The 24,334-nt window shown below is 39.5% G+C and carries 35 protein-coding genes; 9 read left to right on the forward strand and 26 right to left on the reverse strand.

The window, feature by feature from the left end:
• Window position 1: 1 nt before the first annotated feature.
• Both H6G28_RS30580 and H6G28_RS30585 read right to left on the reverse strand, forming a co-directional pair.
• Window positions 2–844: an SWIM zinc finger family protein gene (locus H6G28_RS30580; protein WP_190676595.1), complete on the reverse strand. Its 843-nt coding sequence runs from the start codon at window positions 842–844 to the stop codon at window positions 2–4.
• 5 nt (window positions 845–849) lie between these two features.
• Entirely contained in the window at window positions 850–4,029 is a 3,180-nt protein-coding gene (locus tag H6G28_RS30585; RefSeq protein ID WP_190676597.1) for a DEAD/DEAH box helicase, read from the reverse strand.
• Window positions 4,030–4,223: 194 nt separating this feature from the next.
• On the opposite strand from H6G28_RS30585, the gene recD2 reads away from it, so the two are divergent.
• Together recD2 and H6G28_RS30595 are read left to right on the forward strand one after the other, a co-directional pair.
• Window positions 4,224–6,473 (forward strand): SF1B family DNA helicase RecD2, encoded by a 2,250-nt coding sequence (recD2, locus tag H6G28_RS30590; protein ID WP_190676599.1) that lies wholly within the window; start codon window positions 4,224–4,226, stop codon window positions 6,471–6,473.
• Window positions 6,474–6,550: 77 nt separating this feature from the next.
• A complete protein-coding gene (locus tag H6G28_RS30595; RefSeq protein WP_242054685.1) occupies window positions 6,551–6,784 on the forward strand; it encodes a hypothetical protein in 234 nt (77 codons plus the stop codon).
• A 5-nt stretch (window positions 6,785–6,789) separates the two neighbouring features.
• Here the strand turns inward: H6G28_RS30595 and H6G28_RS30600 are convergent, their stop codons facing one another.
• The 3 genes from H6G28_RS30600 to H6G28_RS30610 form a co-directional block, all read right to left on the reverse strand.
• Window positions 6,790–7,209 carry an acyl-CoA thioesterase gene (locus H6G28_RS30600; protein ID WP_190676603.1) on the reverse strand — a complete coding sequence of 140 codons (420 nt, stop codon included), beginning with the start codon at window positions 7,207–7,209 and terminating at the stop codon, window positions 6,790–6,792.
• Window positions 7,210–7,431: 222 nt separating this feature from the next.
• On the reverse strand, window positions 7,432–7,884 hold the full coding sequence (locus H6G28_RS30605) for a (2Fe-2S) ferredoxin domain-containing protein (RefSeq protein WP_190676606.1): 453 nt from the start codon (window positions 7,882–7,884) through the stop codon (window positions 7,432–7,434).
• Between the two features lie 249 nt (window positions 7,885–8,133).
• Complete coding sequence (locus tag H6G28_RS30610; protein ID WP_190676607.1) at window positions 8,134–8,751, reverse strand: Uma2 family endonuclease; 618 nt, start codon at window positions 8,749–8,751, stop codon at window positions 8,134–8,136.
• 120 nt (window positions 8,752–8,871) lie between these two features.
• On the opposite strand from H6G28_RS30610, the gene H6G28_RS30615 reads away from it, so the two are divergent.
• The gene (locus H6G28_RS30615) at window positions 8,872–9,060 is read left to right on the forward strand and encodes a ribbon-helix-helix domain-containing protein (RefSeq protein ID WP_190676609.1); all 189 of its coding nucleotides are present in this window, start codon (window positions 8,872–8,874) and stop codon (window positions 9,058–9,060) included.
• A gap of 30 nt (window positions 9,061–9,090) precedes the next feature.
• Here H6G28_RS30615 and H6G28_RS30620 read toward each other — a convergent pair whose 3' ends face one another.
• On the reverse strand, window positions 9,091–9,276 hold the full coding sequence (locus H6G28_RS30620) for a hypothetical protein (protein ID WP_190676611.1): 186 nt from the start codon (window positions 9,274–9,276) through the stop codon (window positions 9,091–9,093).
• A 584-nt stretch (window positions 9,277–9,860) separates the two neighbouring features.
• Here H6G28_RS30620 and H6G28_RS30625 point away from each other — a divergent pair.
• Complete coding sequence (locus H6G28_RS30625) at window positions 9,861–10,193, forward strand: hypothetical protein (RefSeq protein ID WP_190676613.1); 333 nt, start codon at window positions 9,861–9,863, stop codon at window positions 10,191–10,193.
• Between the two features lie 164 nt (window positions 10,194–10,357).
• Entirely contained in the window at window positions 10,358–10,612 is a 255-nt protein-coding gene (locus H6G28_RS30630; RefSeq protein ID WP_190676614.1) for a DUF7219 family protein, read from the forward strand.
• A gap of 213 nt (window positions 10,613–10,825) precedes the next feature.
• On the opposite strand, the gene H6G28_RS30635 is transcribed toward H6G28_RS30630, so the two are convergent.
• The 11 genes from H6G28_RS30635 to H6G28_RS30685 form a co-directional block, all read right to left on the reverse strand.
• Window positions 10,826–11,080, reverse strand: coding sequence for a hypothetical protein (locus H6G28_RS30635; protein ID WP_190676616.1), 255 nt, complete (start codon window positions 11,078–11,080; stop codon window positions 10,826–10,828).
• A 106-nt stretch (window positions 11,081–11,186) separates the two neighbouring features.
• Window positions 11,187–11,702 (reverse strand): hypothetical protein, encoded by a 516-nt coding sequence (locus tag H6G28_RS30640; RefSeq protein ID WP_190676618.1) that lies wholly within the window; start codon window positions 11,700–11,702, stop codon window positions 11,187–11,189.
• 22 nt (window positions 11,703–11,724) lie between these two features.
• A complete protein-coding gene (locus H6G28_RS30645) occupies window positions 11,725–11,907 on the reverse strand; it encodes a hypothetical protein (RefSeq protein ID WP_190676620.1) in 183 nt (60 codons plus the stop codon).
• Between the two features lie 81 nt (window positions 11,908–11,988).
• Window positions 11,989–12,861, reverse strand: coding sequence for a BRO-N domain-containing protein (locus tag H6G28_RS30650; protein WP_190676622.1), 873 nt, complete (start codon window positions 12,859–12,861; stop codon window positions 11,989–11,991).
• Window positions 12,862–12,921: 60 nt separating this feature from the next.
• Complete coding sequence (locus H6G28_RS30655) at window positions 12,922–13,599, reverse strand: hypothetical protein (RefSeq protein ID WP_190676624.1); 678 nt, start codon at window positions 13,597–13,599, stop codon at window positions 12,922–12,924.
• A gap of 17 nt (window positions 13,600–13,616) precedes the next feature.
• Window positions 13,617–15,434 (reverse strand): hypothetical protein, encoded by a 1,818-nt coding sequence (locus H6G28_RS30660; protein ID WP_190676626.1) that lies wholly within the window; start codon window positions 15,432–15,434, stop codon window positions 13,617–13,619.
• A gap of 80 nt (window positions 15,435–15,514) precedes the next feature.
• Window positions 15,515–16,231 carry a hypothetical protein gene (locus H6G28_RS30665; RefSeq protein ID WP_190676628.1) on the reverse strand — a complete coding sequence of 239 codons (717 nt, stop codon included), beginning with the start codon at window positions 16,229–16,231 and terminating at the stop codon, window positions 15,515–15,517.
• A 137-nt stretch (window positions 16,232–16,368) separates the two neighbouring features.
• A complete protein-coding gene (locus H6G28_RS30670; RefSeq protein ID WP_190676630.1) occupies window positions 16,369–16,779 on the reverse strand; it encodes a hypothetical protein in 411 nt (136 codons plus the stop codon).
• 8 nt (window positions 16,780–16,787) lie between these two features.
• Window positions 16,788–16,958 carry a hypothetical protein gene (locus tag H6G28_RS30675; protein WP_190676632.1) on the reverse strand — a complete coding sequence of 57 codons (171 nt, stop codon included), beginning with the start codon at window positions 16,956–16,958 and terminating at the stop codon, window positions 16,788–16,790.
• 146 nt (window positions 16,959–17,104) lie between these two features.
• Window positions 17,105–17,815 (reverse strand): hypothetical protein, encoded by a 711-nt coding sequence (locus tag H6G28_RS30680; protein WP_190676634.1) that lies wholly within the window; start codon window positions 17,813–17,815, stop codon window positions 17,105–17,107.
• Window positions 17,805–18,149 (reverse strand): hypothetical protein, encoded by a 345-nt coding sequence (locus tag H6G28_RS30685; protein WP_242054686.1) that lies wholly within the window; start codon window positions 18,147–18,149, stop codon window positions 17,805–17,807. The genes H6G28_RS30680 and H6G28_RS30685 overlap by 11 nt, the downstream gene beginning before the upstream one ends.
• Before the next feature lie 80 nt (window positions 18,150–18,229).
• On the opposite strand from H6G28_RS30685, the gene H6G28_RS30690 reads away from it, so the two are divergent.
• Window positions 18,230–18,403, forward strand: a complete 174-nt coding sequence (locus H6G28_RS30690; protein WP_190676638.1) for a hypothetical protein — start codon at window positions 18,230–18,232, stop codon at window positions 18,401–18,403.
• A 75-nt stretch (window positions 18,404–18,478) separates the two neighbouring features.
• Here H6G28_RS30690 and H6G28_RS30695 read toward each other — a convergent pair whose 3' ends face one another.
• From H6G28_RS30695 to H6G28_RS30715, 5 genes are all read right to left on the reverse strand, one after another.
• Window positions 18,479–18,697, reverse strand: a complete 219-nt coding sequence (locus H6G28_RS30695) for a hypothetical protein (RefSeq protein WP_206758272.1) — start codon at window positions 18,695–18,697, stop codon at window positions 18,479–18,481.
• Between the two features lie 74 nt (window positions 18,698–18,771).
• Window positions 18,772–19,125 (reverse strand): hypothetical protein, encoded by a 354-nt coding sequence (locus tag H6G28_RS30700; RefSeq protein ID WP_190676641.1) that lies wholly within the window; start codon window positions 19,123–19,125, stop codon window positions 18,772–18,774.
• A 56-nt stretch (window positions 19,126–19,181) separates the two neighbouring features.
• Complete coding sequence (locus H6G28_RS30705) at window positions 19,182–19,337, reverse strand: CopG family transcriptional regulator (protein ID WP_190676643.1); 156 nt, start codon at window positions 19,335–19,337, stop codon at window positions 19,182–19,184.
• A 68-nt stretch (window positions 19,338–19,405) separates the two neighbouring features.
• Window positions 19,406–20,269, reverse strand: a complete 864-nt coding sequence (locus H6G28_RS30710; RefSeq protein ID WP_190676645.1) for a hypothetical protein — start codon at window positions 20,267–20,269, stop codon at window positions 19,406–19,408.
• Window positions 20,269–20,538, reverse strand: coding sequence for a hypothetical protein (locus tag H6G28_RS30715; protein WP_190676647.1), 270 nt, complete (start codon window positions 20,536–20,538; stop codon window positions 20,269–20,271). The genes H6G28_RS30710 and H6G28_RS30715 overlap by 1 nt, the downstream gene beginning before the upstream one ends.
• A gap of 151 nt (window positions 20,539–20,689) precedes the next feature.
• On the opposite strand from H6G28_RS30715, the gene H6G28_RS30720 reads away from it, so the two are divergent.
• On the forward strand, window positions 20,690–21,463 hold the full coding sequence (locus H6G28_RS30720) for an Rpn family recombination-promoting nuclease/putative transposase (protein WP_190676675.1): 774 nt from the start codon (window positions 20,690–20,692) through the stop codon (window positions 21,461–21,463).
• A gap of 267 nt (window positions 21,464–21,730) precedes the next feature.
• Here the strand turns inward: H6G28_RS30720 and H6G28_RS30725 are convergent, their stop codons facing one another.
• The 4 genes from H6G28_RS30725 to H6G28_RS30745 all read right to left on the reverse strand — a co-directional run bounded on the left by H6G28_RS30725 (window position 21,731) and on the right by H6G28_RS30745 (window position 23,415).
• Complete coding sequence (locus H6G28_RS30725) at window positions 21,731–21,898, reverse strand: hypothetical protein (RefSeq protein ID WP_190676649.1); 168 nt, start codon at window positions 21,896–21,898, stop codon at window positions 21,731–21,733.
• 190 nt (window positions 21,899–22,088) lie between these two features.
• Window positions 22,089–22,415, reverse strand: a complete 327-nt coding sequence (locus H6G28_RS30735; RefSeq protein WP_190676651.1) for a hypothetical protein — start codon at window positions 22,413–22,415, stop codon at window positions 22,089–22,091.
• Between the two features lie 45 nt (window positions 22,416–22,460).
• Window positions 22,461–22,769, reverse strand: a complete 309-nt coding sequence (locus H6G28_RS30740; RefSeq protein ID WP_190676655.1) for a hypothetical protein — start codon at window positions 22,767–22,769, stop codon at window positions 22,461–22,463.
• 91 nt (window positions 22,770–22,860) lie between these two features.
• Window positions 22,861–23,415 carry a hypothetical protein gene (locus tag H6G28_RS30745; protein WP_190676657.1) on the reverse strand — a complete coding sequence of 185 codons (555 nt, stop codon included), beginning with the start codon at window positions 23,413–23,415 and terminating at the stop codon, window positions 22,861–22,863.
• Between H6G28_RS30745 and H6G28_RS30750 the strand changes: the two genes are divergently transcribed.
• Window positions 23,398–23,607 (forward strand): hypothetical protein, encoded by a 210-nt coding sequence (locus tag H6G28_RS30750; RefSeq protein WP_190676659.1) that lies wholly within the window; start codon window positions 23,398–23,400, stop codon window positions 23,605–23,607. The genes H6G28_RS30745 and H6G28_RS30750 overlap by 18 nt on opposite strands.
• Window positions 23,608–23,834: 227 nt before the next feature.
• Entirely contained in the window at window positions 23,835–24,089 is a 255-nt protein-coding gene (locus H6G28_RS30755) for a hypothetical protein (protein ID WP_190676661.1), read from the forward strand.
• The last annotated feature ends 245 nt before the right edge of the window (window positions 24,090–24,334 follow it).

Raw genomic sequence — 24,334 nt, forward strand, 5'->3', positions numbered from 1 at the left:
ATTAAATCAAGTGTTGATTTTTAGTCTTAACACGTTGATAAAGCTCCTCCATAGTTTCAATAAAGGAACTATCTTTTTGCCAGAAAGCAGGGAAATCTCCTTCCTTCTTAATTAAAATTGCTGGAATACCACTGTCATTTGCGGCTTCAATAGTTGAGGGCAATCGCGTACTACCTAGCCAAAACTCCCGAAGATTCGGTTTTTGATTAACAGTCCGCTTTTCTACTCTTGTATAGAAAGATTCACTCGGTTGTATGTTAACCTCTTCGGGCTGTTCAAGGGATGTTGATAGAGCTTTGCCCAAGGGTGAAGTCGCTAATTTCGCTTGAAGTTCTGCTTTAGAGAGTCCGCGCAGTTCAAATAATAAAAATGGATTGGCATCTAGTTGAGAAGCTACCAGATAATAGACACCAGCAATGTGCTTACAGGGATTAGCATAATCAGGACAAGAGCATTTAGTTTTAAAATCTTTGCTACTATGAGGTAATAAATGTAAGCCTATTTGAGAAAAAGTCTCTTCAATATTTTCGGGAACTTCATTGAGTAGCAATCGAGAAACAATACTGGCTTTAGAAGCAATTTTGGGAATAGCTTCATTCCATCGGGTTTTGGGAATAGGTGTAATTTCAATGACTATGTTGTATGTTGGCTCTTTATAAACTCCAAAGTAAGGATTAATAGAGCCTTTAACTTTAGCAGTAATTTTATTGAGTTCAATTTCAAAACTCTTGACTTTACCACCACGAGCATAAGAACGTCCGCGTTGAAGTCGGTTATCGTCAGTAAAACCTTCTAAGGCTTTAATAAAACGCTCACCCCACCAAGTGCGACTAAATTTAGCCATAATATTCACTCCAAAATAGTAGTTTTATTCAAGGCAATAAGTTGTTTAAAAGCATCATTATCTAATTCAGTCAGCCAAGATTCATCACTACCAACAACCATTGAAGAAAGTTTCTTTTTATCTTCAATCATTTGATCAATACGTTCTTCTAAAGTGCCAATGGCTACAAATTTATGTACGAAAACATTCTTTTTTTGACCAATGCGAAAAGCGCGGTCAGTAGCTTGGTCTTCAACTGCGGGGTTCCACCAACGGTCGAAGTGAAAGACATGATTAGCTTTAGTCAGAGTAATACCAACACCACCAGCTTTTAAAGAAAGCACAAATACAGATGGTTCTGTTTCAGGGTCTTGAAATTCACTAATCATTTGCTCTCGACGCTGGCGAGGAGTACCCCCATGCAAATAGTAAGTATTACAATGCAGGTTATGTTTGAGATACTTTTCAATCTGTTCGCAAATTTCGGTAAATTGACTAAATATTAGGAGACTTTCTCCTTCAGACATAGCCTCATCTACCATTTCAACCAGACGAGAGAGTTTATGCGATCGCTCTGGCAAAAATTCACTCCCATCTTGAAGAAATTGACCTGGATGATTACAAATTTGCTTCAGCTTCATCAAGGTGGAGAGAATTAATCCCTTACGTTGAATCCCTTCGGCTTTTTGTAATTGTTCTTCGACATCTTTAACTACAACCTCATACAGTGATGCTTGCTCTTTGGTAAGATTAGTATAAAGTTTTTGTTCAACTTTATCGGGCAAGTCGCTGATAATCGATTGGTCAGTTTTCACTCGCCGTAATATTAAAGGTTCTACTAATTTCTTGAGTGTAGTTGACTTTACTTTATCATTATCTTTTTGAATGGGGATTTCAAAAGACTTGCGAAATTGTGCTTCTTTACCCAAATACCCAGGATTGAGAAAGTTAAAAATTGACCACAAATCAAGTAAACGGTTTTCCACAGGAGTACCCGTCAAAGCTAGGCGATGTTTGGCAGAGATTTTCACAATAGCTTTAGTCTGTGCCGCCTTTGGATTTTTAATATTTTGCGCCTCATCCACTACCAAACGTTGCCATTTGACACTGTTGAAGAGTTTTTCATCTTTGCGAGCTAGAGTAAACGAGCTAATCACTACATCATACTGTTGGCAAGCCGCTTGAAAATCGGCAGAGTCAGTTAAGCGAGTGCTGCCATGATGTACAAGAGTTTTTAAATGAGGAGCAAACTTGGCAATTTCTTTATGCCAATTGCCAACAACGGAAGTGGGTGCAATTAGTAGTGTTGGTAAATGATGTTGTTTTGCATCTTTCTGGTGAACTAATAAAGCAATCACCTGTACGGACTTTCCCAATCCCATATCATCTGCTAAACAACCATTCAAGCCTAATTTTTCCAAATATTGCAGCCAAGAAACCCCCCGCTTTTGATATTCTCGCAGAGTACCTTGCAGACTTAAATGTTGTGAAATTGGCTCTAACTGACTTTTATCTTGCAGTTTGGACATAACTTCTGCTAAGGCTTGGTCATGTTCAATTTCCCAATCATCTCCAGCTTCGGCAGTACGTTGTATGAACTCCAGCAAAGTCATCTGCGGTTGCTCCGAACCGTGGAAGTCCCAAAATTGGAGTAATTGCTGCATTTTATCTCGGTCTAATTCCATCCATTGACCGCGAAAATGCACTAAGGGAGCCTTAGTATTCACTAGTTGTTCCCATTCTTGTGGTGTAACCGTAGTATCGCCAATAGCTAATTCATACTGATACTGCACCAATGAATTCAAATCAAAATAGCTTTTGGTTTCACCCTTAGTGGAAGCTAATTTCTTTGTTGATGCTTTCAGGCGAATCTTAGCGCGACGGCGACCAGCAGGAGTGTACCAAGCTGGGACAATAATTTTAAAACCTGAATCCTCTAATACCCAAGCACTTTCCTTGAGGAAACCAAATGCTTCATCCAAAGTCAGCTGCATTCCGATGGGACACTCTGTTTCTAATCCTTGCCAAAGCTTGGGATACATCCGGGCAGCATAGCCTAGATTCAGTAGTAAATTAGTTTCAAAATCTTGACCATACTGTTTGTGAACACTTGCTTTGCTTTTTTGATTCATCAGCCAGTATTCTGCCAATGCCATCTTCAAGGAAGGGTCTTGTTTGCTAGATACCAAAAATTGAATCTGCCAATTATCCATATCTTGGGCAGTTGGAGAATGCAACTGAAAGCATAGATGGAAGGGTAAGTTAGATTGAGTGTGCTGAATTCTGTTTTTCCATGCCAACCACTGTTGGTATTGGAGTAAAGAAGTTTCTGTCTTTAAGGGATTATATTTGTCTTGATTCAGACAATAGTAAATCAAAGAATCTGCTATTTGTTTATCAAAGGCGGCTGTGGAAATTGTGTGATTTACTAGATTTTGGAGAAGAGATTCGGAGAAATGCCGTAAAAGTGTTTCTTTGTCGAAAAATTCTATTTGTTGCTCTTGATGATGATTACCTGCTGTGCAAAGAAGTGGCATATACTCAATATATTTTTGAATATTTGCTTCATATTGCTCAGAAATAATTTCCCAAGTAGCATATATCTCAAATTGTTTTGAGGATAAGTCTTTACTTTTATTCTTGCGTGTTTTATCCTTAAGTGCTGCTAAGGGTCGATATTTTAATGCCGGAATATATTGGTCTTTGAAGATGATTTGTCTAAATGCTTGCGTGTAATGATACCAGAATAGTAAATCTGAGCCAATTTGGAATTCATTTGCATTATAAAGTGCCAAAAAATGAATATCCTGAAGAAGTTTGACAATATTGATTAACTTTCTGCCTTTAACCGAGATTACTGTTTCATAGCAGATGACGTTCCAGCATTGGAAATCTTCGTAACTTTCAGGAAACTCAAACTCTAAATACTTAATTAATTCTGGTGAAGGAATGGGTTGATTATTGACAGTCGGAAGCGCAAAATATTTGGTAGAGATGCGTTCTTTTAATTGTACAGGTGTCTCTTTAAATCCCAGATTCTGCACTAAGAAACTGATTAATTCTTCTTGTGGTAAATGTCTAGGATGAATCTGCTGTTTAGTACGACTTTGTTGAACTAAAGAAGTTTCTATCCACAGATAAAAAGAACCAGATTGGATAAATTTATTTGTTTGGTCTGGTATCCAGGTGCCATGAAGAACTTGCATTGCCGTAATGCCTGTGGATTTTGCAGCGTAACTAGTATTTAAAAATTAATGTATCAAAAATTGTGTAATTTTTTGGTGATTTTAGTTTGATATCTCAAGATGCTTGTCACTTGGATGTGGTTAAAGATAGTATTTATGTACTGTAAAAAACTTATTTTCCGACTTAAAATAATGTGCGGCATTTTTGAAAACCAATGTCCACGCCCCTAACTCCAGCTACTCAACAATTAAATGCCACCCCGCAGTACGAAACGATCTCAGGGGTAGTAGAACGCCTGACCTTTCATTCTGAGGAATCGGGGTATACCGTAGCGCGTTTAACTCGTTCACGTTTTACCGACCTCACCACAATTGTCGGCAGTTTTGCCAATATCCAACCAGGGCAGACGCTACAGCTAACGGGCTTCTGGCGAGAACATCCGCAATATGGGCCACAATTCCAAGTCACCAATTACAAAGAAACTAAACCAGCAACCCTAACCGGAATTGAGAAGTATTTAGGCAGTGGGCTGATCAAAGGAGTTGGCCCAGTCACAGCCAAACGCATCGTTGCACATTTTGGTTTAGAAACACTCGACATCATCGAAAATCAGATTGACCGACTCATTGAAGTTCAGGGCATTGCCAAAAAGCGGATCAAGCTGATAAAAAATGCCTGGGAGACGCAGAAGGCGATCAAGGAAGTGATGGTGTTTCTGCAAACCCACGGGGTGTCAACAACTTATGCAGTCAAAATTTATAAGCAGTACCAAGACAATGCGATCGCCACAGTTACTTCTAACCCTTATCAACTAGCAACCGACATCTACGGAATAGGGTTTCTCACCGCCGACAAGATTGCACGGAACTTAGGCGTACCAACAGACTCCCAATTTAGATATTGTGCTGGCATAATCCACGCATTAAGTGAAGCAGCCGAAGATGGACACTGTTACCTGCCACAGCCAGAACTAATCGAGAAAGTCACCAAACTGTTAACAACAGATGACCATCAGCCAACCGAATTGGCGATCGCTGAAATCATGAAACAGATGGGCGCGAAAGAAGAATTAATCAGAGAAATCGTGCGGGGCAATGATGGTGAAAAGCTACTACTGTGCTTTAAACCAACGTTTTTCCATACGGAGACGAACTTGGCACAGATGATATCTCGACGCTTGAGCCAACCAATAGTACAGGATATACCGCGTGTTCATGCTTGGATAGAGCGTTTTATGGTTAGCCGCAAAATCCAACTATCGCCACAACAGCAGCAAGCGGTAGAGAAAGCAGCCTATTCGCCCGTAATGGTGTTGACTGGTGGGCCGGGAGTAGGCAAGACGTTTACGACCCACACCATCGTCAGCTTGTGGAAAGCAATGGGCAAAACAATCGCTCTGGCTGCACCAACAGGAAGGGCAGCACAACGGTTATCAGAAATGACGGGTCTGGAAGCAAAAACCATACATCGCCTGTTAGAATTTGATCCCAAGACTATGGGTTTCAAGCGAGATAACAAAAATCCCCTACCCTACACAGCAATTATCGCGGATGAAGCATCGATGCTTGACCTGTTCCTGGCACACTCACTGTTTAAAGCTGTAGCAGAGGGAGCGCAACTATTATTAGTTGGGGACATCGACCAATTGCCATCAGTTGGCCCTGGCAAAGTGCTGGCTGACCTAATCACTTCACTGCAAGTACCAGTGGTGAAGCTAACGCAAGTATTTCGTCAAGCCCAGCAGAGTGAGATCGTCACCGCCGCACACCAAATTAACCAGGGCGATTATCCAAACCTGGAACCGATTAGTGATAATCCCGTGTCAGATTGTCTGTGGCATGGTGGAGGACATCAGCCAGAACACGGAGTACAAGCAATTTGTGAGTTGATTACGGAATTTATTCCCAGGCTAGGTTTTAATGGAGCCTCTGATGTTCAGGTACTTTGCCCGATGTCGCGGGGTTTGGTTGGGACTCGCAACCTGAATATGGTGTTGCAGGGATTGATAAATCCGCCTAGTCCCGATAAGGCAGAGATTGTCAGAAGTGGAATGACTCTGCGGGTAGGAGATCGCGTCATTCAGCAAATGAATGACTATGACAGAGAAGTGTTTAACGGTGACTTGGGAACCATCCACAATATCGATACTGAAGAACAAGAGGTGACGGTTGAGTATGGTGGACGGGCTGTGGTGTATGATTATGCCGATCTCAACGAAATTACATTGGCATTTGCTGTGTCAATCCATAAAAGTCAAGGCTCGGAGTATCCGGTGGTGATACTGCCACTATATATGCAGCATTTTATGATGCTGTCACGTAATCTCTTTTATACGGGTTTAACCCGTGCCAGGAAATTAGCCATTGTGGTTGGTTCAAAAAAAGCGGTATCTTTGGCTGTGCGGACTACGGATGACCAGCAGCGTTACACGAGATTGTGGCAGAGGTTGTTGCAGCCGATTTAATCTCACCTAAAAAATAATTTAAAATAATGACCCATAAGTATGAATCATTCACAGAATTTGAAGTCAGGTTAAACGAAATGATTCAAAACCAAAAGCTAAAGCCTGAGTACAAATCTCTGCTTTTAGAAATAGCTGAACTTGGAGAGAAAGCTTATGATAATGGTCTAATTCTTGGAATAGGATCGAGCGTAGATGCTAACAATGTTGTTCTTGATGAATATGAAATAATGAATAGTATGGGGAATCTCTTGTATTTAACCATTTCCGAAACACGAGAATATCTTCAAAATTTAATTGAAGATTTAGGATAATGTTACTAAGTCCGGTTATTTGAATTACTCGCTCCTTCTAGAAATTCTTGTAGCGTTCGCAAAGTGCGCTCTGTGGAATCAATAAATACTACTTGAATACGGGCTTCAACAGCAACTAAGGAATTCCCTTTTTTGATAACTTCAATTGATTGCCAAAAATTGGCTTGGTAGAGCGATGATTGATTTGATTGATCTAACTTAGTGTTAACAATCACATCCTCCAGAATAATTTCCTTGCGATAATTAACTTCAATTCGAGCTACAACTGGAACAATTTTCTGTTTGATATTTATCTTATGGTGTTTCAACCAATCCCAACGTCCTGTTTCTAAATACTCTAAAACAGTAGCATTGTTAACATGACCTAAACTATCGAGATCATTTGGACGTACCTGTAGTTTTAAAGAAACCAGTTCAAAACTCATTCGTTAAAAATCTTGGAATTTAAATTTATTTGGCTAGTTAAAATAATAGTTGACAACATATTTAAATTAATTTTTGATAAAAAAAATACAAATGAGGAAAAAACGAGCATAGCTGATTTAAGGCGGAGAATTTTCCAACCTGTTGTGGCGTTCACTTGATGATAGTTTTATTACAGGTACGGTAGAAGGCTTTCTAATTATCTAAGAAAATTTACCCTGGCATCACTGATTGATGTGTTTGATATAAGAGTAGAAAATTTCTCGTTCGCTATGACTAGATATAATAAAGCATTGTTGTCCTACTGTATTATGATACAAAACAACGGCAACACTTTCTTTTGGGCAAACGCCTAAACAACTGGTACTCACAACTCGATATTTTCCCCACAATCCATCTAATTTGAGTCGAGATTTCAACCATTTCTGTAGTTCTTCGGAAGCTGTTGTACCTGATCTTACTTGGTGATAACTGTCAGAAAATTTCTCGGCTGCACACTGGGAACAAACGAGTATCAGAGCATCCCCCCACTGGGAAGCGAAAGTGGGAATGGGAGGAGTGATGGCAGGAGTTTTTAACGGGCGATTGCTGGAAGGAACAGTAGGTTGTTCATTATCTAATATCTGCTGAAAAATTTGCTTGATTAGTTTCAAAATCCGTTTAAGCAGTTTTTTCATAGAGGAATAGTTGTGCTATCTATTTTTCTAATAGCATCACTTAAAATAGCTGTTAAGTTTGTTCTACCAGATCAGTATTACATGAATTTTTTTGAAATCTGTGTTTAGAGTTTTTCTATAAAAATTACTTGTAAACTTTGTGTCGAACAGTAAGTGTCAGAAAACGATAGCTCTGGTTGTACTGACTACTAATGGTCAGCAGCGTTACATAAGGCTATAGCAGATATTGTTTGTTACAAGCTCAAACAATTAAGTAGTAGACTGTCCGGCTGCAAATATTTGTTGTGCTGTTAATTGCAAATTAGGAAAGACTGAAGAAATGAGTTGCTCATCATTTTGAAACAATTGTTTGTGATATTCATCTTCTACTAATGTGCAAATTGTGATTGTTGGTTGTTTGGGTTTGCCGATATACTCTCTGCCACCAATACCCAGATAATCAACAATCCAATATTCAGGTATTCCTAACAGAGCATAATCTTCAACTTTACGAGCATAGTCATTTTGCCAATTTGTACTAACAACTTCAGCAATCCACTTAATGGAGTTTCCTGATGTAATTACAGGTTCTTGCTGCCATAGTGGTTCATTAAATAGTTGAGTTTGGTCTAGTACAATTATATCAGGGCGGAAAGCTGTATTTGTTCCTAAAAATTTAATTAAACACCGATGGGGAATAAAGTATGAGATTTCTTGACGGTCAATTTCTACATTTAATTTTCGCCCTATAAAAGCACTTACTTGCTCGTGTGGCCCTGTTGGTTCCATTTCAATTAATTCACCATCAATTAATTCACAGCGTTCATTATCGCCATAATGAACAATAAAATCTTCAACAGTTAAAAGTTTTGGTGCGAATTGAACCATTGTAATGTTCCCTACTTCTGGTTAAGGTTAATGATTTTTCCAGTTTTCAAATATTAGGTTTCTATCATTGTTGGAAATTAGGGTTTATTTATTCTAGCGTTACCGAACTTGAGATCAGCAATGAATAAAAAATGGGCAGTCAAGCGGATCACCATCAATCTGGCAACGAGTGAAATGGAGAAACTGGAGAAGTATTGTCAAACAACAGGAAGACCAGCAACAGATGTCATCCGGGAGTTGATTCGTTCTCTACAGATAAACCCACTGAATGCCACTGCTCAACAAGTTAGTCCAGCAGAAAAAAATTGAGCAACTACTGCCCGAAACCGCTCAATTGCCTTAAGTAGGTTCTTGTAAAGTCAGAAATTGCTGCACTAGTTGTTGAATAACTTCATTGTATGTACGACCAGTCTGTTGACAGTAATCGTCAATGAGCTGGAGTTCCTCTGAGTCTAAATCTAGATCAAGGGTGTTCTGTGGCAAAAAAAGATTTTGGGACAAATTCCCTTCAGTAGGTATCATCATATTGCTTCGTCAATCAATTTTAAGATGCTAGGAAAAAACCATTGAGAAAAGGGAACAGCACCAATAAAACCCAAAACAGACACTATTCTCAAGGCTAAATTATGGGTATTGCGTACTTGAGAATAAATATCTAAATCAATGTCGGAACAATAAAAATTGTTCTGATTTCTCTTAATAAAAGTTTTTATATAAAGAATTGAAATTTCTCTAATAAAAAGAATAAGTAATATCGACGTACTACTCAACTGAAGAACCTGATTTTAATCATGAAGTTAATCTAGTGCCAAAATCGCTGAATTTCAAGATTAAGTTTAGATCCTGATTTTAAGCATTAAGGCAGTATCATAGAAAAATTGAGATAAAAACATAGATATTTATCTATGATAATTGCTGTCCCATTTTTCGTAAGAAGAACTGAAAAGTTGCTAATCAACAAGTGATGACTGCGCCAATACACAAGAGCGATCGCCGGGTAGATGTGCGGATGAATGAAGATAGCTCATGAGCAAGTCCCGCACAAACACGGATTTACTCAACAGTGCTTTTCAGTAAAACTGCATTGTACAAGTTGTGAAGGTGCATTTATGGCTGATACTGCAATGATAAAGCTCCGTGTAAACGAGCAAATAAATTTTGAACCAGTAGAAACGACAGTAGCAGCAACAGAAGAAGAGTCAGTAATATTAGCTGAAAAACTCACACAAGTGGCAATTCCTTTAGAAGTATTGATGCAAGCACTGAATATAGCTAAATACGATAAATCAGCAGCTTTTAGATATGCCGATAACTATTTAAATGGAATAGTTAATCAAACTAGAAAGCCAAAATGGATTGTAATAAAAGCTGGCTCCTTTTCTGAAATGAAATGGAGTTGTACAAGAAGAGCGAGAATTGCTTACTGTAATCTGAGAAATTAAATACAATCAATAGAAATGGGCTTGCTACTAATTTAGAAAACAATTTTTTATTGAAACAATTAATTGTTACTTACAATCAATACAAATACTCATTGAGATAGTGGTTATCGTTTAACTTTGTGGCTACTTTTGAATAATAGTCGCTGATGAGGGAAGATAAAGTGATGGAAAATTGCGACAAAAATGGAAAGAACGAATTTTTGTATCCTCGCAGTCGCTACCACGGCCAAGTTAAGCCAGAGAACTTGGTATTTAATGCTAATCTACAAGAATTTGCTCAAAAAATAGAATACATAACTGCGCTACAAACCAATGGCAAGCTCAAGCCTGAAGACGCTTACCAAAAAATGAAGTCACTTTGGAAACAGTTAAAATCTAGCAAAAAACAATTAGGTATTGGTAACAAGCCATCAGCTTGATTGTTAGCCAGAATTAGAATCATTGAAACTAACCTTTCTTACTCCGAGCCGCCCGTAAAACCTGAGATTGATACTGCTGAATTTTCTCCAGAATCCTTTCGCGTTGTGGATGCCCTTCAAGAGATTCGCTAAGGTCAGCAAATTCGTCTACTACAATTACTTTTGGTTGTTAGCTAGTATTATTTGCGGTTGGGTCTATCTGGTTCATATTTTTTATTTAATAGTTTTATTTAGTTTATTGTTTAGAGTAAAATCCGGGCAAGAAACTCCATCCCAACCATAAGGATGAATGGCGCAGATTAATAATTCTTCAACATAGTCTTGCCCGTGATAGTTAGCACAACCAATGCAAACGGCTGGCTGTGTTATTTGCTGGTAAAAATCATCAGAGTCATCATCTAATTCATCAAATAAGGAAATATGACATTTTTTGAATTCAAAATGCAAAAAGCAAAATTCAAAATTCACTTAGGAAGAATGGAAATAATTTTGAATTAATTAATTCTGGGTACAAGCCCCCGCCACAATATTCAGATTTGGTGGTCAACAAGAAAGTAGTGAGTTCAATCGGACATTAATTGTCTTTAATTTTGAATTTTGAATTTTTAATTTTGAATTGGAGCGAAGCGACTTGACAATTAGGGCAAGAGTGTATTTCTCGCCCGTGATCATCAACAAGACAAGTGACACAATTGCTAGATGTTTGAGCCGTCACTCCATGAAAATAAGGATAGCTGCAAAAGCAGACAATGATTTCTCCATGATTATCGTTGTCATGAATAGCCTCAAGATATTCTAGACTAACCTTCCAGTCTTGTTGTTGAGAAATTGTTCGAGGATAACCTAAATTGTTGACTGTCCAAAGTTTATTATCTCGAATAATTCTTAATTCAAACGTGGCGTAGTCGTGACCTAAATTTTCAAGCTCACAGTATTTTTTAGCTTCCTCGTAATCAAAACTACGCTTGCTTACTTTCAGGTTTTTCTCTTGAGGATGGGTCTGAATAACTAAATATTCACCCTCAGAAAAAGGATTGATTCTTAAGGCAACTTCTTCATTTAGAAATAACAAATCTGCGGCTGTGTCCATAATGTGAGACTTATCTAATTAATTATTTCATACTTCTCTTATTTTCATCCCAAATAACAAACCCAATACCTAAAACTACACACAACCCTAATATAAACCCTGAAGGACGACCACCAGTAATCAACAGCATAACTAAAAACCCAAGCAAAACATAAGCGGTTTGCTTGAGTAAAGAAACTAGTCTTGTTTGAGTAGCGTGAATCATCTTGCTCAACCTTGTGCTTATAAAAAAGATGAGGACAAATGCAGTTTCATTACTGTACTTGTCCTCAAAATAATTAATGATTCATCTTTCTTTGCTTAGATCAATTACGTTCAAAACATCAGGCAACCAGCGAACGTGTTCAACAATTTTGTCGTGAGTCCGGGCTTTGTCTAGTTTGACGGTTCTCCATTGTTTACCAGCTTCAGTGAGATGCCAAATGTTTTTGTGACGAGGCTTGCCGTTAGAATCAGTCTTAAATTCGACTTCCTTATACTGCAAACCAGTTTCTTCCAGAACACGGTTAACAATATGGGGTTTGATTGGCTTTGGTAGTCCTTGTTGTTGGGCATACAACTCACCAATTGTCGTTGGAGAAACATGGCGCAAGCTCGTGGCAATAGTTTCCCCTATTGCTCCCACCAGTTCACTGGCCATAGGTGCAATTTCGGGATACATCGCTTGCAAACCTCTAACAACCGTGATGGTTTGAAGTTCAGGACTCAATCTTGTAGGAGCGAGAACTTTCTGTGCAAAAGAGAGAAGTTCATCCAGAGTTAATCTGCCATTATGTTGTCGATCAGGTTTGGGTATGGAGTAGTAACCAGTGCGACGCAAAGATGGGAGGACTTCATGAAAAACCCATCGCTGGAATCGCTTGGCAACAGGTTTATGTGATTTAAAGATGAGGCGGTACAACCCAGGCTCAGTCACAGTCAGCATTTCCTGTTCGCCACCAGGGGTACTGACAATGGCAGTACCCTTTTCATCAACCTCTAGTCCACCATCAAAGTATTCACTACCGTCAGTTCTTTTTCGTTTTCGTCCATTGATAGCAACAGAAGTATCAATATCGAGAATGGCACATACATCTGCCGCCACCCACTCAAGTTTTTCTGGAGTGCCGACAAAACGAACTTCTTGCGACTCGAAGACAAAAACTGATAAGTTCGACATAACAGTATTTCTCCTTTTTAAAACAAAGTAAAATTTCTCAACTGACTTTAAGAGAATCTTTCACTCATCAAGCCTTGGCATAGGCAACCATTCACCGTTGAAGTAGACGGCTCTTTTAACAGGAGATTGGGAAGCAATTGCCCTAATTTCTTCTGCACAAGGCTGGCAACTTTTGGGAAGAAAATCTGTACTTAGAAGATAGTTATATGAAGCAAAATTCTCCTGATGTACAATCGCCAGCAGGTTGACTAATACCCAAAACTGTCGGCTGATTCTTGTTTCTTGAATACTAAAACTTGTGCCAATCAACCAAATGTAAATACCACTAGCATTCCCCAGGCACAAATAACTGATGATTTTATTAGCCAGCCAAAGTTTGTTGCTTTTATTTTGAGCAAAGAAATGAAAAACTAATGTACTTTCTGATAAGACAAGTAATTTTTCACCTTCAAGAGATTCAAACTCATTGAAGCAATGCTGTATCCATGAAACTAACTCCGCTACATCCTCTTGGGTAGCAACATTAGTAGAGTTTTTAATCCGCAAAAAATCAGCATTAGCATAGTAATGGCTTTCCCTGGGATGTCCTTTAATATCGATTACGTAGACTTTAAGAGAAGGTCGTTGCTGTTTGATAGTTTTGATAGCGTGACTGGCTAAAAAATCTTTACCAGAACAGTAAGCACCAACAATCAAGGTATGCTGTAGTAATGACGGAAAATTGAGAACTGTTTGCATATTTTCTCCTAAAGATTTTAGTTTTGATTATCATTCCAGCCGTCGAATTTATATTTGAGATGAGAATTCTGGAGTATCTTTTCAATTCCTAAACGGATTAAATCTGGTGGAACTCCGTCTAAATTCAATTCCTGCCGAATAAACTCATCGATTGAAGTGGCTGTGGTTTTTTCTAACAGTGCCAACATCTGTTGAGATTGTGTTGTTGCTGTGCTTGATGAATTAGTTTCAATAGGGGTAGATTGTTGATTACTTGATACAGAATCAATAAACTTGTTGGTGTCACGGTCATAGCCAGAAAAATTCTTTAACTTTGGCATAGGAAACCATTCATTGATACCGCCGTAATAAACTGCCCGACCAACAGGTGATTGTGCCGCAATGTCCATGACTTGGGTAGAAGTAATCTTGCGATCGCTCGGAATAAGTTGAGTGGCGATCATGGCACTGTAAGCCGGGACGTTATCTGGCGAAACCAATGCAACAGAGGTTAACTGAGAGCGCAGACCGCCAGAAATGCCCAAGTCGTCAGTGTGTGGATTTTGAACGACAATCCAGAAATGCCAGCCAGAGCTATCACCGCAAGAACAGTAAGAGATGATTTTGTCCTTGAGCCAACCAATTTCACCCTTAGCATTTTTGAATTTGGAACAAACAGCCGTACCCTCATCCAGAATGATCAGCTTTGGGCCGGAGATTTTCTGGAACTCGGTAAAACATTCTTTGACCCAACTGACGGCTTCAACCGGAGACATTTCAACAATCTTGGCGCGTTTGAGGGTATCAACACGACCATTGAAATAACCAGTTTCTTTCTCGTCACCTTTAGGGTCAATATAAAAGATGTGTATGCCAGGATGTAGCCGCTTGATGGCATCGATGGCGTTGCTAATAGTGATGCCCTTGCCGGAGCCTGGGACACCAACCCACAGCATATTCGTAACTTTTCTGGCGATGTGAGCGATTAAGTCATAGTTGGTATTAGGTTTTGAAGTGTAGGTGGAGATTTCGGTATTTATAATCGGAGTTTCTGAGGACGATTGCTGTGAGGTAGGAGGCAGGGGATAAACCTCATCGAGATTAATTTGTGGTGTTAATGCTTGTGTTGTTTGAGAGACGGGAGTTGGTAACTGCGTAAACCGTGCAGGAGGGATACCTAAATTCTGGGGTTGAACTGATTGCTGAATGGCCTCCACTTGTTGATAGTTCACTCTGGGGTCGATGGTAACTTGTGCCAAATGCCCAGATAGTTGCTCAGAAGTAGGGAACTGTCCTTTAAGCTGAATAAACCAATCGAGTAGCCAACGGTAAGCATAAAATCGCTTTCCCGGATCAGCACTAGCAAGAGATTTGCATAAAAGATGAGAACATTGCTTGAGCATGGCGAATTCGTATTTCTCCATTGGCTCTAAGTGCAGCATTAACTCGGCCAGTTCATTTTGGTTAGCAAAATATTCCTCCCTGGCAACACTATCACCCATAGCCGAAAGGAAACTGAAGAAGTCGCCACGAATGAATGGAATCGGTGCAAATTGATGAGTATCGTTTAAGTCCTGAACAATTGACCAAAGATAACCAACTCCGGCAACAACCGCACCGATGGGAGCAAGGGGAGAGGTGGCATAACAAACCGCACCAACCGCAGATGTAGCCAGGGTGATGAACTTAGCCAGATTCATCTCGTTGCGTTCGTTTCTGGCACGAACCAATAACTGGTCTTGGCGTTCTTGCAACCAAGAGGCGATGTTACCAGCTTCCAAATACTCAATGCTGGGATAATCGCCACGTAACTGTGCCGTTTCTTGAGTTCCAAGCATTGGTATGGGTTGTTCCATTTTTCGCCTCTTGTGACAAGTCTAATTTTTTGACGTTTGAGTAATTAACAGATGGGAGAAATTATGCTTTGAACTCGTGCTTACTTAGTCAATTTCCAAATGCTGTAACCAATTTCGCCAGCCATCATTGCCACGATGTTGTACCCAAAACAGGCAATGATTGATAGCGGGTTCGTGTATTGAAAAGGCCATCTGCCGACGAAAGTGGTAATAATATCGATTAGCCAGAAAAATAATGCGATCGCTCCACCCGCATAACGCTCTCTCATCCCGGCCCTCTTATAATCACCCCAAAGAGCAACTGTCAGGTCGATGTTACCAGTAGGCTTTGACCCTAAAGTATATTGTCGAGAATCGTCAAATTCGTGTTTGGCTTGTTGTGGGTCTTTACCGCGCAGTGTCCGAGCTTCCATAACTTGCACGAGTGCCGAGATGCCAAAACTAATCCAAAACAAAACATTAAACGGCAGTTGTAGCCAACCTATCCAACCAATCCATTCGGTTTCAAACCACGGCAGTAAAGGTTTTCCTTGAAATAAAACCTGCCAAATACTATCAGTTGAAAGTAGTGTGCCAATCCAAAAACCGATTGCACCAACGAGCTTATAACCAGATGTGCCGGGAGTAACAAATTGAGCAATGATGTGCGAAATAAAGATAACTGGAAATGAGATGAAGGCAACAATCCATTGAGCTAATAGTTCTAGATAGTTGTGACCAACTTTCTTTGGTTGATTCTGTGGTGCTGGCTCCCCTTTAAATTGTGAATTAGTATCCTTTGGAGTAAGGTATTTCATACTAAAAGTTCAGGAGGATTTGAAGTATTTTTTTCTCTATAACTAGAGCGATTAAATTAGCTAAAAAACATTCATGAAATGGAATCAGGGGGAATATTTGATAGGCTATTACACTGTTAACAGCGCAAATCGGTAAATCAATTAAGAGAATCTTGATACAGTGGCGAATTCTTACAGGCATTTTTAAATCGATATTTCCATTTCCATTGCCTTTGCTCAATTCGTCCAACACATTTACCAGTTGAGTCATAAACAAAAACGATTTCATCTTCTAAATAACCTGTAGTGTTAGGTCTGGGGTTAAATCGTTTGGAGTTTAAGTAATCGTTAATTCGCAACTTCTTGAAAGAGGGCATCACTCCCAGTTCATTAATTTTGTCGGCGGTTGCTGCCCTTTGTTCAGCTTTAATGCGTTCTAGTTCTTCTGATTCTCTGATGGTGATGCCACTGTTATAAGTTTTGAATTGCGCTGGCAGTTGCGATAACCAAGGACTAATGATTAACCCCAGCCCTAATAACCCCAACAGTGCTTGCTTTTGGTACTTCATTGTCAGAATTAGCTTGAGACTGGAGCATATTCATCCAACAGTTTGCTGAAGTTGTTGATAGTATTTGCGATTGGTTCGTCCTTAACTACTATTTCTTCAGCCTGATTCACCACATCTTCTGGTTCGAGTTGAGGAGTTTCAAAGCCGACAGCATTTAATATTTCACGTTCCAAACACATGAGTACCTCTTACTGTCTAACTTGAATTTGTTCTGTACTTGTCTGGTTCGGTGCATTAGTCACACGAATGTAAACAGATAATCCAACACACACCATAAAGAAAATAATTGAAAAGCCCAACCAATTTTGTTGAACAAATCGTTCTATCAACTTGGTGACTGGAGTGGCTTTTGGAACAAAGAGCGTGTCAAATTTTTCAAGTCCTGAATCGTTGTTGGTTGTATCGACTTTTTTTCAGGTGTTGGCAATCCCAATTCATCCAAAAATGCTTTCGGGTCAAAACCAGAGGTCGCACTATTGGTGAGCGTTTGAACTTCTTGTCTAATTTCTTGTGCAGTCTTGAGTCTGTAGTCTTGAGTGATACGTTGTCTGATTTCGGGGTTCTTCGCTAACTGATAAATAAACGCTACTTCCTCTAATCCCGCTTGTGTTTGTTGCTGTAAACTCTCAACATCAAGCTCACCCTTGATTTGGTGGAATAGCTCTTGTTCAAACTGATGAACAGCTAATGCTTTAGCTACAGCCTTACCTGCCACAATGTCCAAGAACGCTTTGAACGTTTCGCGGCTGACTCCTTCAATCTGCAATTGTTCGCTCACACTTTCTATTGCATCTGTCTGTATATTCGCCAAATTACTACCACCTCCCAATAGTTTCGATTGATCTAGGGTTTTCTGCGCTAGGTTGAACAGCCTCTCTAAGCGATCGCTGATTTCTACGGGAAAATGTTCGGCATTCGGATCAATAGTTGAATCTGTTGAAGCGAGTTGTTCTAATCCAGCAATAATTTGTTGTGGACTGTAGCTGGCACTTAATAGTTCAAACAGTTCTGCGCGAGTAAATGTGTTATCCGACATGATTTGTTTCTCCTAATGCTTGTGATGAAAATCTCAGTTGTTCTTTTTCAAATTCGGCACGGGTGTACTCGTCTTTCTTGGCTTCGATGATGATCTCAACAAAAGCCTTTTTATCAATCCCTTGAGTGATGTCAGAAAACAATTCCCCAATCCTAGCGATGACCCACACTTGATAAGGCGTAATTGGTGGCGCACGTAGATTTTTTTCTTGAGCTAGAGTCTTCATCCTCACAAGTATTAATCTATACTCTGGGATGATTGGCGCAACCTCTGCCCATCGCTCTAGTGTGCGGTAGCAAACGCCTAAAATCTTGGCGGCTTTTGCTTTTGACATTGGTAGAACTAAAGAATTTGTCCCAGATCGACTTGGTTGATAGCTAAAAAGTTGTTCTCTCCACTCTGATTTCATTAAAAATGTCAAATCCGTGTCAACAGTTTCAACTCGTTAGTCAATATCCGTGTCACGCTCGTATCAATAGTGATATCACTATTAATGTCAACGTTAATATCAATGTTGATATCAACACTGATGTCAATATGAATATCCATGTTGATATCAATATGCACTGTTCTGTGACTGTTAATTGACTATTTATTGACCTTGCTCTTTTATAATAAAAAACCCGCATCAAAGCGGGTAGTGTCTGTGTGACATTTTTGAATTTAAGAAGCACTTAAATATAAATCCAGTAAACCGAAATGATTTAAGACAGATTCTTTTGGTTGCTGGTAACGACTACTATGCTCGTCAGCTAACCAGTGCTTAAGAGTTTCTGGAGGATAATCACTTAGTTCATGAATCTCAGACACCGATAATCCATGCTTCAATTTAAATTCTCTAGGATGAATTCGTTTCATCTTCAATAAGTGTTTGTTTGACATAACGCAATTACTTTATAAATTCTGTCTACACTTTGAAAGTCTTGCGAATGATTGCCTTAATGAAATCGGTTCTCCTATAAGTTTTCATCAAAATCTAAGCATCCATTCAACAACGCACTGCCCAAAACTCCCGAAATACAAACCAACATCCCGCCCAAGCAGATATTCTTTCGGGCTTGCCAGTTGTACTGACTGATGATGCCAGGACTCGAATTAGCCGCAATAATCTCAAATCCCCAACAGCCCAATGCACCAATTCCCAAAAATGCTGTACTCAATAAACAAACGATGCCCACTGACAACAATCCATTCTCAACAAAATCTTTAGCCCTTGAACGTTTGATGTAGCGATATCGAATCACAATTGGTCTAGTTTCGTCATATTTTGCTTGATATTTCTGGTTAAACTTTTGATTGTGGTTGTTCATACTTGCTCCTGATTAAGAAAAAACAACAAAAGCTGGAAGAGTAAAAATGTGAACTGTTATGCGTTTGTAGTTGCTTTCAATTTCCTAATCAACTCCCGAATCACATCTGTTGCGGGTCTACCAGTTGTGTTGCAATATTCAAAGAGAGTTTGTGCTTCAGAGGAAGCAAGATTGATAGTTAGTCGTTTTACCGCCCACTTTTTATTTGCCATTGTTTTACCCAAGAGTGTTGATGTAGAAAAAAATAAGACAGCAATAGCTGTCCTATGAAAAACTAGAATTAACGAGAAGCTACAGGTGTTACCAGTCCTGCAACATAATTCATCCACTGCTGGATGGCTTCTATCTCAGGAGTACCAGCAGCGATCGCTCCTAACACCTGCTGATATGAACTGCTGGCATGATCCCAATCAACCTTGTCAGATGCCCAAGCTAGGCAAATATCTCGCACCAGCTTATCGATTTGAGCAACAGGTAATTGACTAGGAGCCGAGGCATCTTGGAATTGCAACCACTCTTTGACTAGATCGATGGGGTAATTAGTTAATATGCGGACTTGTTTCACCCGTAAATCTTGGGGATGAGCCACAGCAGGTTTTGTTGGGGTTGAAGAAGGCGATTGTACAACGGGGTGATCATATTCATCCTCATCCAGATTATATTTAGGACGGTTGAATAGTCTTGACTGAATCTGCTTTAGTAACCCTGCCCAATCTGCATTAGCATCCCAATCTCTACGGATTTTAGTTTTGCTGATAGCATCATGTAAGGAGCAGAACACGACATTTTCTCCCCCAGGAGTAGCAACAATTGTTAGGGGTTTAGAGAAATCTTCTACAAGTGATGCTGTTAGTAAGAATGATTTAGAAAAATTGGTTTCAATCCCACTTCTGATGATATACACATCATCTGCAAAGACAACAATATCTAATTTAATATTGTCCTTGCCTTTAAAATCTTTACCAGTCAATCTTAACTCGCTCAAATAACCTGTTAATGCTCTGTCGGCTACTGGAGTCTTTTTATCAAGGCTAACATCATAGTTGTACCAGCCATAAGCTTGACCATCAATTTCTAATTTGTTGACATACAGGTAAATAGGAAGTGGTGGATTGCCTAAGCCTAATTTAATTTCAGTATTCATTAGAAATTATCTCCATTATCAGCAGTATTGTTTTGTGCAGATTGTTTGTACATTCGGGCTTTGTTCATTTGATGAGACGATGCTTTAATTAACGGCATTGCTGCTTCTTTTACAGACGCTTTTGCTTGCTCAAAAAGGAATTGTGTTGCCCCATTTGCATCTTCTTCTGGGTCAATTTGCCCCCATAGAGAGCAGCCTAACTCCACTGATTCAAAGTCACCTAGATTAATTTTTCGGTGATAGGTTACGGAGATTGTTTTGATTTCCATACAAATATATTCAATTTCTCAATGGTTTTCAGCAAAGCTATTTTCTAATAGACAAATTATTAAATTATCAAAAACAATCGTTTATAATTGATTATTATAACTGATTTTAAATGATGAAAATCTGCTATCAAACTTAACTAAATGATGGATGATGTTTGATAATACTTGTAAATTAATCGCTGAATTATATTCTCCTGATTTCGCTACTTGGTTGTTAGGTGAACCCATCACTTTAACTAAGTTAAGTCCGACAGAGCTATCAATAGAACCAATTCGTGCTGACGCTTTAATTCTGTTGCAATCAGATGAAGTTGTTTTACACATAGAATTTCAAACTAAACCTGATGAAGATATGCCTTTTCGGATGGCAGATTATCACTTGCGGATCTATCGTCGCTTTCCCCATAAAGAAATACATCAATTTGTTATTTATTTGAATAAAACTAAGTCTGAGGAAGTTTATAAAACTACTTTTACTACCAGGAAACTTCGACATGAGTTTGACGTAATTCGTCTGTGGGAACAACCACCAGAAATATTTTTAAGAACCCCAGGGTTGTTGCCGTTTGCTGTATTAAGTGCAACCGAGAATAAAGCTAGTACACTACAACAAGTCGCTGCGGCTGTTGATAGAATTAGTGAAAGACAGACACAAAGTAATATTTCTGCTGCTGCTGCAATCTTGGCTGGGCTAGTATTAGATCAAGAAGTAATTGGGCGTTTATTCAGGAAAGATATCATGAGCGAATCAGTTATTTACCAAATGATTCAAAATGAAGCTGAAGAACAAGGACGTAACAAAAAAGCCCGTGAAATTGCAGCTAATATGCTGGCAGAGGGCATGAGTATTGACCTAATTACTCGACTAACGGGCTTACCCCCAGAAGCAGTACAACAGTTACAGCAGCAGCAAAGCAACGAGTAACTTAGGATATCTGCTTTTGAGCTACCCTAACCTCCACAAACGGCTCAATACAACACATAGCCCCTTCTAAATAGTGCAGCACATCAAGTCGCTTTGCTCCAATTCAAAATTAAAAATTCAAAATTCAAAATTAAAGACAATTAGTGTCTGATTGAACTCACTACTAATTGAAGACCGCTAAATCTACATATTGTGGCGGAGTTTTTGACACATTCGCACAGCGTCTCCCTTTGGGAGAATAATTAATTCACGCATTATTTCTATTCTTCATTTTGAATTTTGAATTTTGCATTTTGAATTCAAAAAAGAATGCGTTTTCATTTCCGGGTCAACATCATTGCGGTTTGATAATTCCAACCATTCCTGAGATTGTGCGATCGCCTGAATCTTGGCGTAGCACTCGTTGAACTGTTGCAACATTTTTAGTGATTCCATTTATTGATGCTCCTTTACTTGCAATAAGAAACCACAACCAGTGTTTGTCACTTTCACTTCTTCCCGATCCACCAGCAATTAAATGACTTCTTTAGAAAATCTGATGTTATGCAACGGAACTGAACCGCCACAACAACGGAGAGAATGCAGTAAATTTGCAGCAGTTAAATCAGACGCATTCTTACGAGCTTTAGCCATTATTTCCTCCTTTTTTGATAGCGGTTAATTGCTCTTGTAGCATCATGATTTGGAGTTGATGCAAATCAATCTCTGTCTGTAATTGATTTTTGATTTCCTCAACAGAAAGTGCTTGGAGTTGTTCATCAGAATAATGCTCAACTTTTGAAGAATGCTTATGTTGCATCAGTGCATAATGCCAGCCATAACCATACTTGTGAGCTAATTGGCAGACGGGGGAATGGTATTGAAGTCCAATGATAATGCCCTGTTGTGTTCGTTGACCGAAGGTAAAGGTGGGGTATCCCCAGTGCTTTGGGATTGTTATTGTTGGTTCCATTTTTCTAATAAGTAAATGGTTATTTGTTGAGATTGAAAAACTGATTTAAGCTGCAATATTGGGCGTTGCGTTGGTCATACTTGCAGCGAGAAGAAAATCATCGAGTGCCATTGCTGCGTTTAATGGCTGGGTGTACTGTTGCTCATCTACTTCGTTTGTCCAATAACTGATGTGTTGGAAAACCAATCCAAGCATTGAATCACCGTTATAGACACGGTAGATTTTGGGGCAAGCACCATTGCAATAGACTAGTGTGTAACCGGAAATTTCAATTAACTCTGCGTTTGGATGAGTCGGTGACAGAAGTATTGGTTCGCAGCACTCGCCCCAATCAGGATCTTGAAGAAAAGACATAGTTGCTGTACCTTGTAGCGTAGTTCAGTCATTTATTGTGGTGAGGTAGCGATCGCTCTCTAAAGATGCGACCGCTTTTCTACTGTCTGTACTACGCTGCTACAGGTTGTCTAATTCCCAACAGTGCGATCGCCGCATCAATACTGTCAGTTGTGCGACTGCCTCCCAATGGCCTTTGTCTGCTATACCATTGTTCGGCGCGGTTGTAGCCTACAAACCCTACTCGTCGGTTGTTGAGATATAGGGTTGTGCTGAAAGAAAGCCAATCAATCTCTCCGTGAGTTAAGCCGTATCTGTGACAAGCGACTTCTAATTCATCGCTTAGGTGGTCGTTGCGTTCTCTGGGGGTTTCGGGTAGTGTTGCTTTGACTTCTGCAACTCTTTTGGCGAACCAATTCCGATCAAATGGTAGTCGTCCACCATCAACTAGCTGCACCCATACAGTGACTCCGGCATCGAGCCAGATTGTACGAATTGATTCGGCTTCTACTTCGATAATCTCGGCAATGATGCGTCGGTCACGAGATGTAAGCGGATCTGCGGTTGGTGCTACAGCTTGCGCTTGCTGATTCATGTACTGCGCGAGTTCTGCTTGGGCTAAGTCTTGCGCGTCAACAGGTTGCTGTGTATGTGCAATGTAGGTCATAATTGTTTATCTCCGTTATGGATGAAAGCGATCGCAAACTTTCTCAGGGTGGGCGGTCGCTTTTGGTTTTTAAGAACTAACGTTGTGGTTGACCACAACGCACTCATCAAAATTTGGCGTAGCCGTTTTAAAACTCAAACCCAATGGCATTTGAGCATTACCAAGACAAACACAGATGGTTGCATCAGCTAACTATTAATTACTGTTGTTCGTGGTGGGTGTCTTGATCGGATTCAGTTGTCAAGGTTCAGAGTGTTAATACCTGCAAACTTGTTGCTGTTTATGAGCCAGCAATTTGCTGTTTTTGCCTATTTCTACTTTATGATATTATCACTACGTTGTCAATACAAATTTCATGAAATTGTCATTACAGCAAGTCATTGATAAGCTAATATCTATGATTTAGGAGTTCAACAAGCATGACCAAAGGCTCGAAAGGATCTTCGGAGCGAGTTTTCATTCAAATTCAGGTTGACCAAGACCGGAAGACGAAATTTGCTGAGAAAGTTCGTAATGAAGGCAAAACAATTACCGAAGTCTTGATTTCATGGATTGATGATTATCTTGACGAGTCGGAAAAGGTAGATATTATCGACCTGAAAAAGCGAATCGAAGCATTAGAACGTAAATCCTACCAACAAGAATCTTTACTCGTGGGGGAATTGCCCGCCTGAGAGAAGAAAATGATTCTCTCAGGCAGAAACATTCACAATTAATCGATCTCCTGAAACCGGACAAGCCCGCTAATCCATGAGCGGGCTTTGTTTTTGTAGTCTCACGTTAATATTGAAAAAATAGTGATAATATCACTATAGACTGTTAACAACTGGGCAATCAAAAGACGATCGCCAGCCGTCCAAGCAATGCGATCGCCGACTCAATCTGTTCGCCACAAAGTGAGCTAACTATCATGCTGACA

Source organism: Nostoc sp. FACHB-190 (assembly GCF_014696905.1).
In the GTDB taxonomy this organism is placed as follows: Bacteria; Cyanobacteriota; Cyanobacteriia; order Cyanobacteriales; family Nostocaceae; genus Nostoc_B.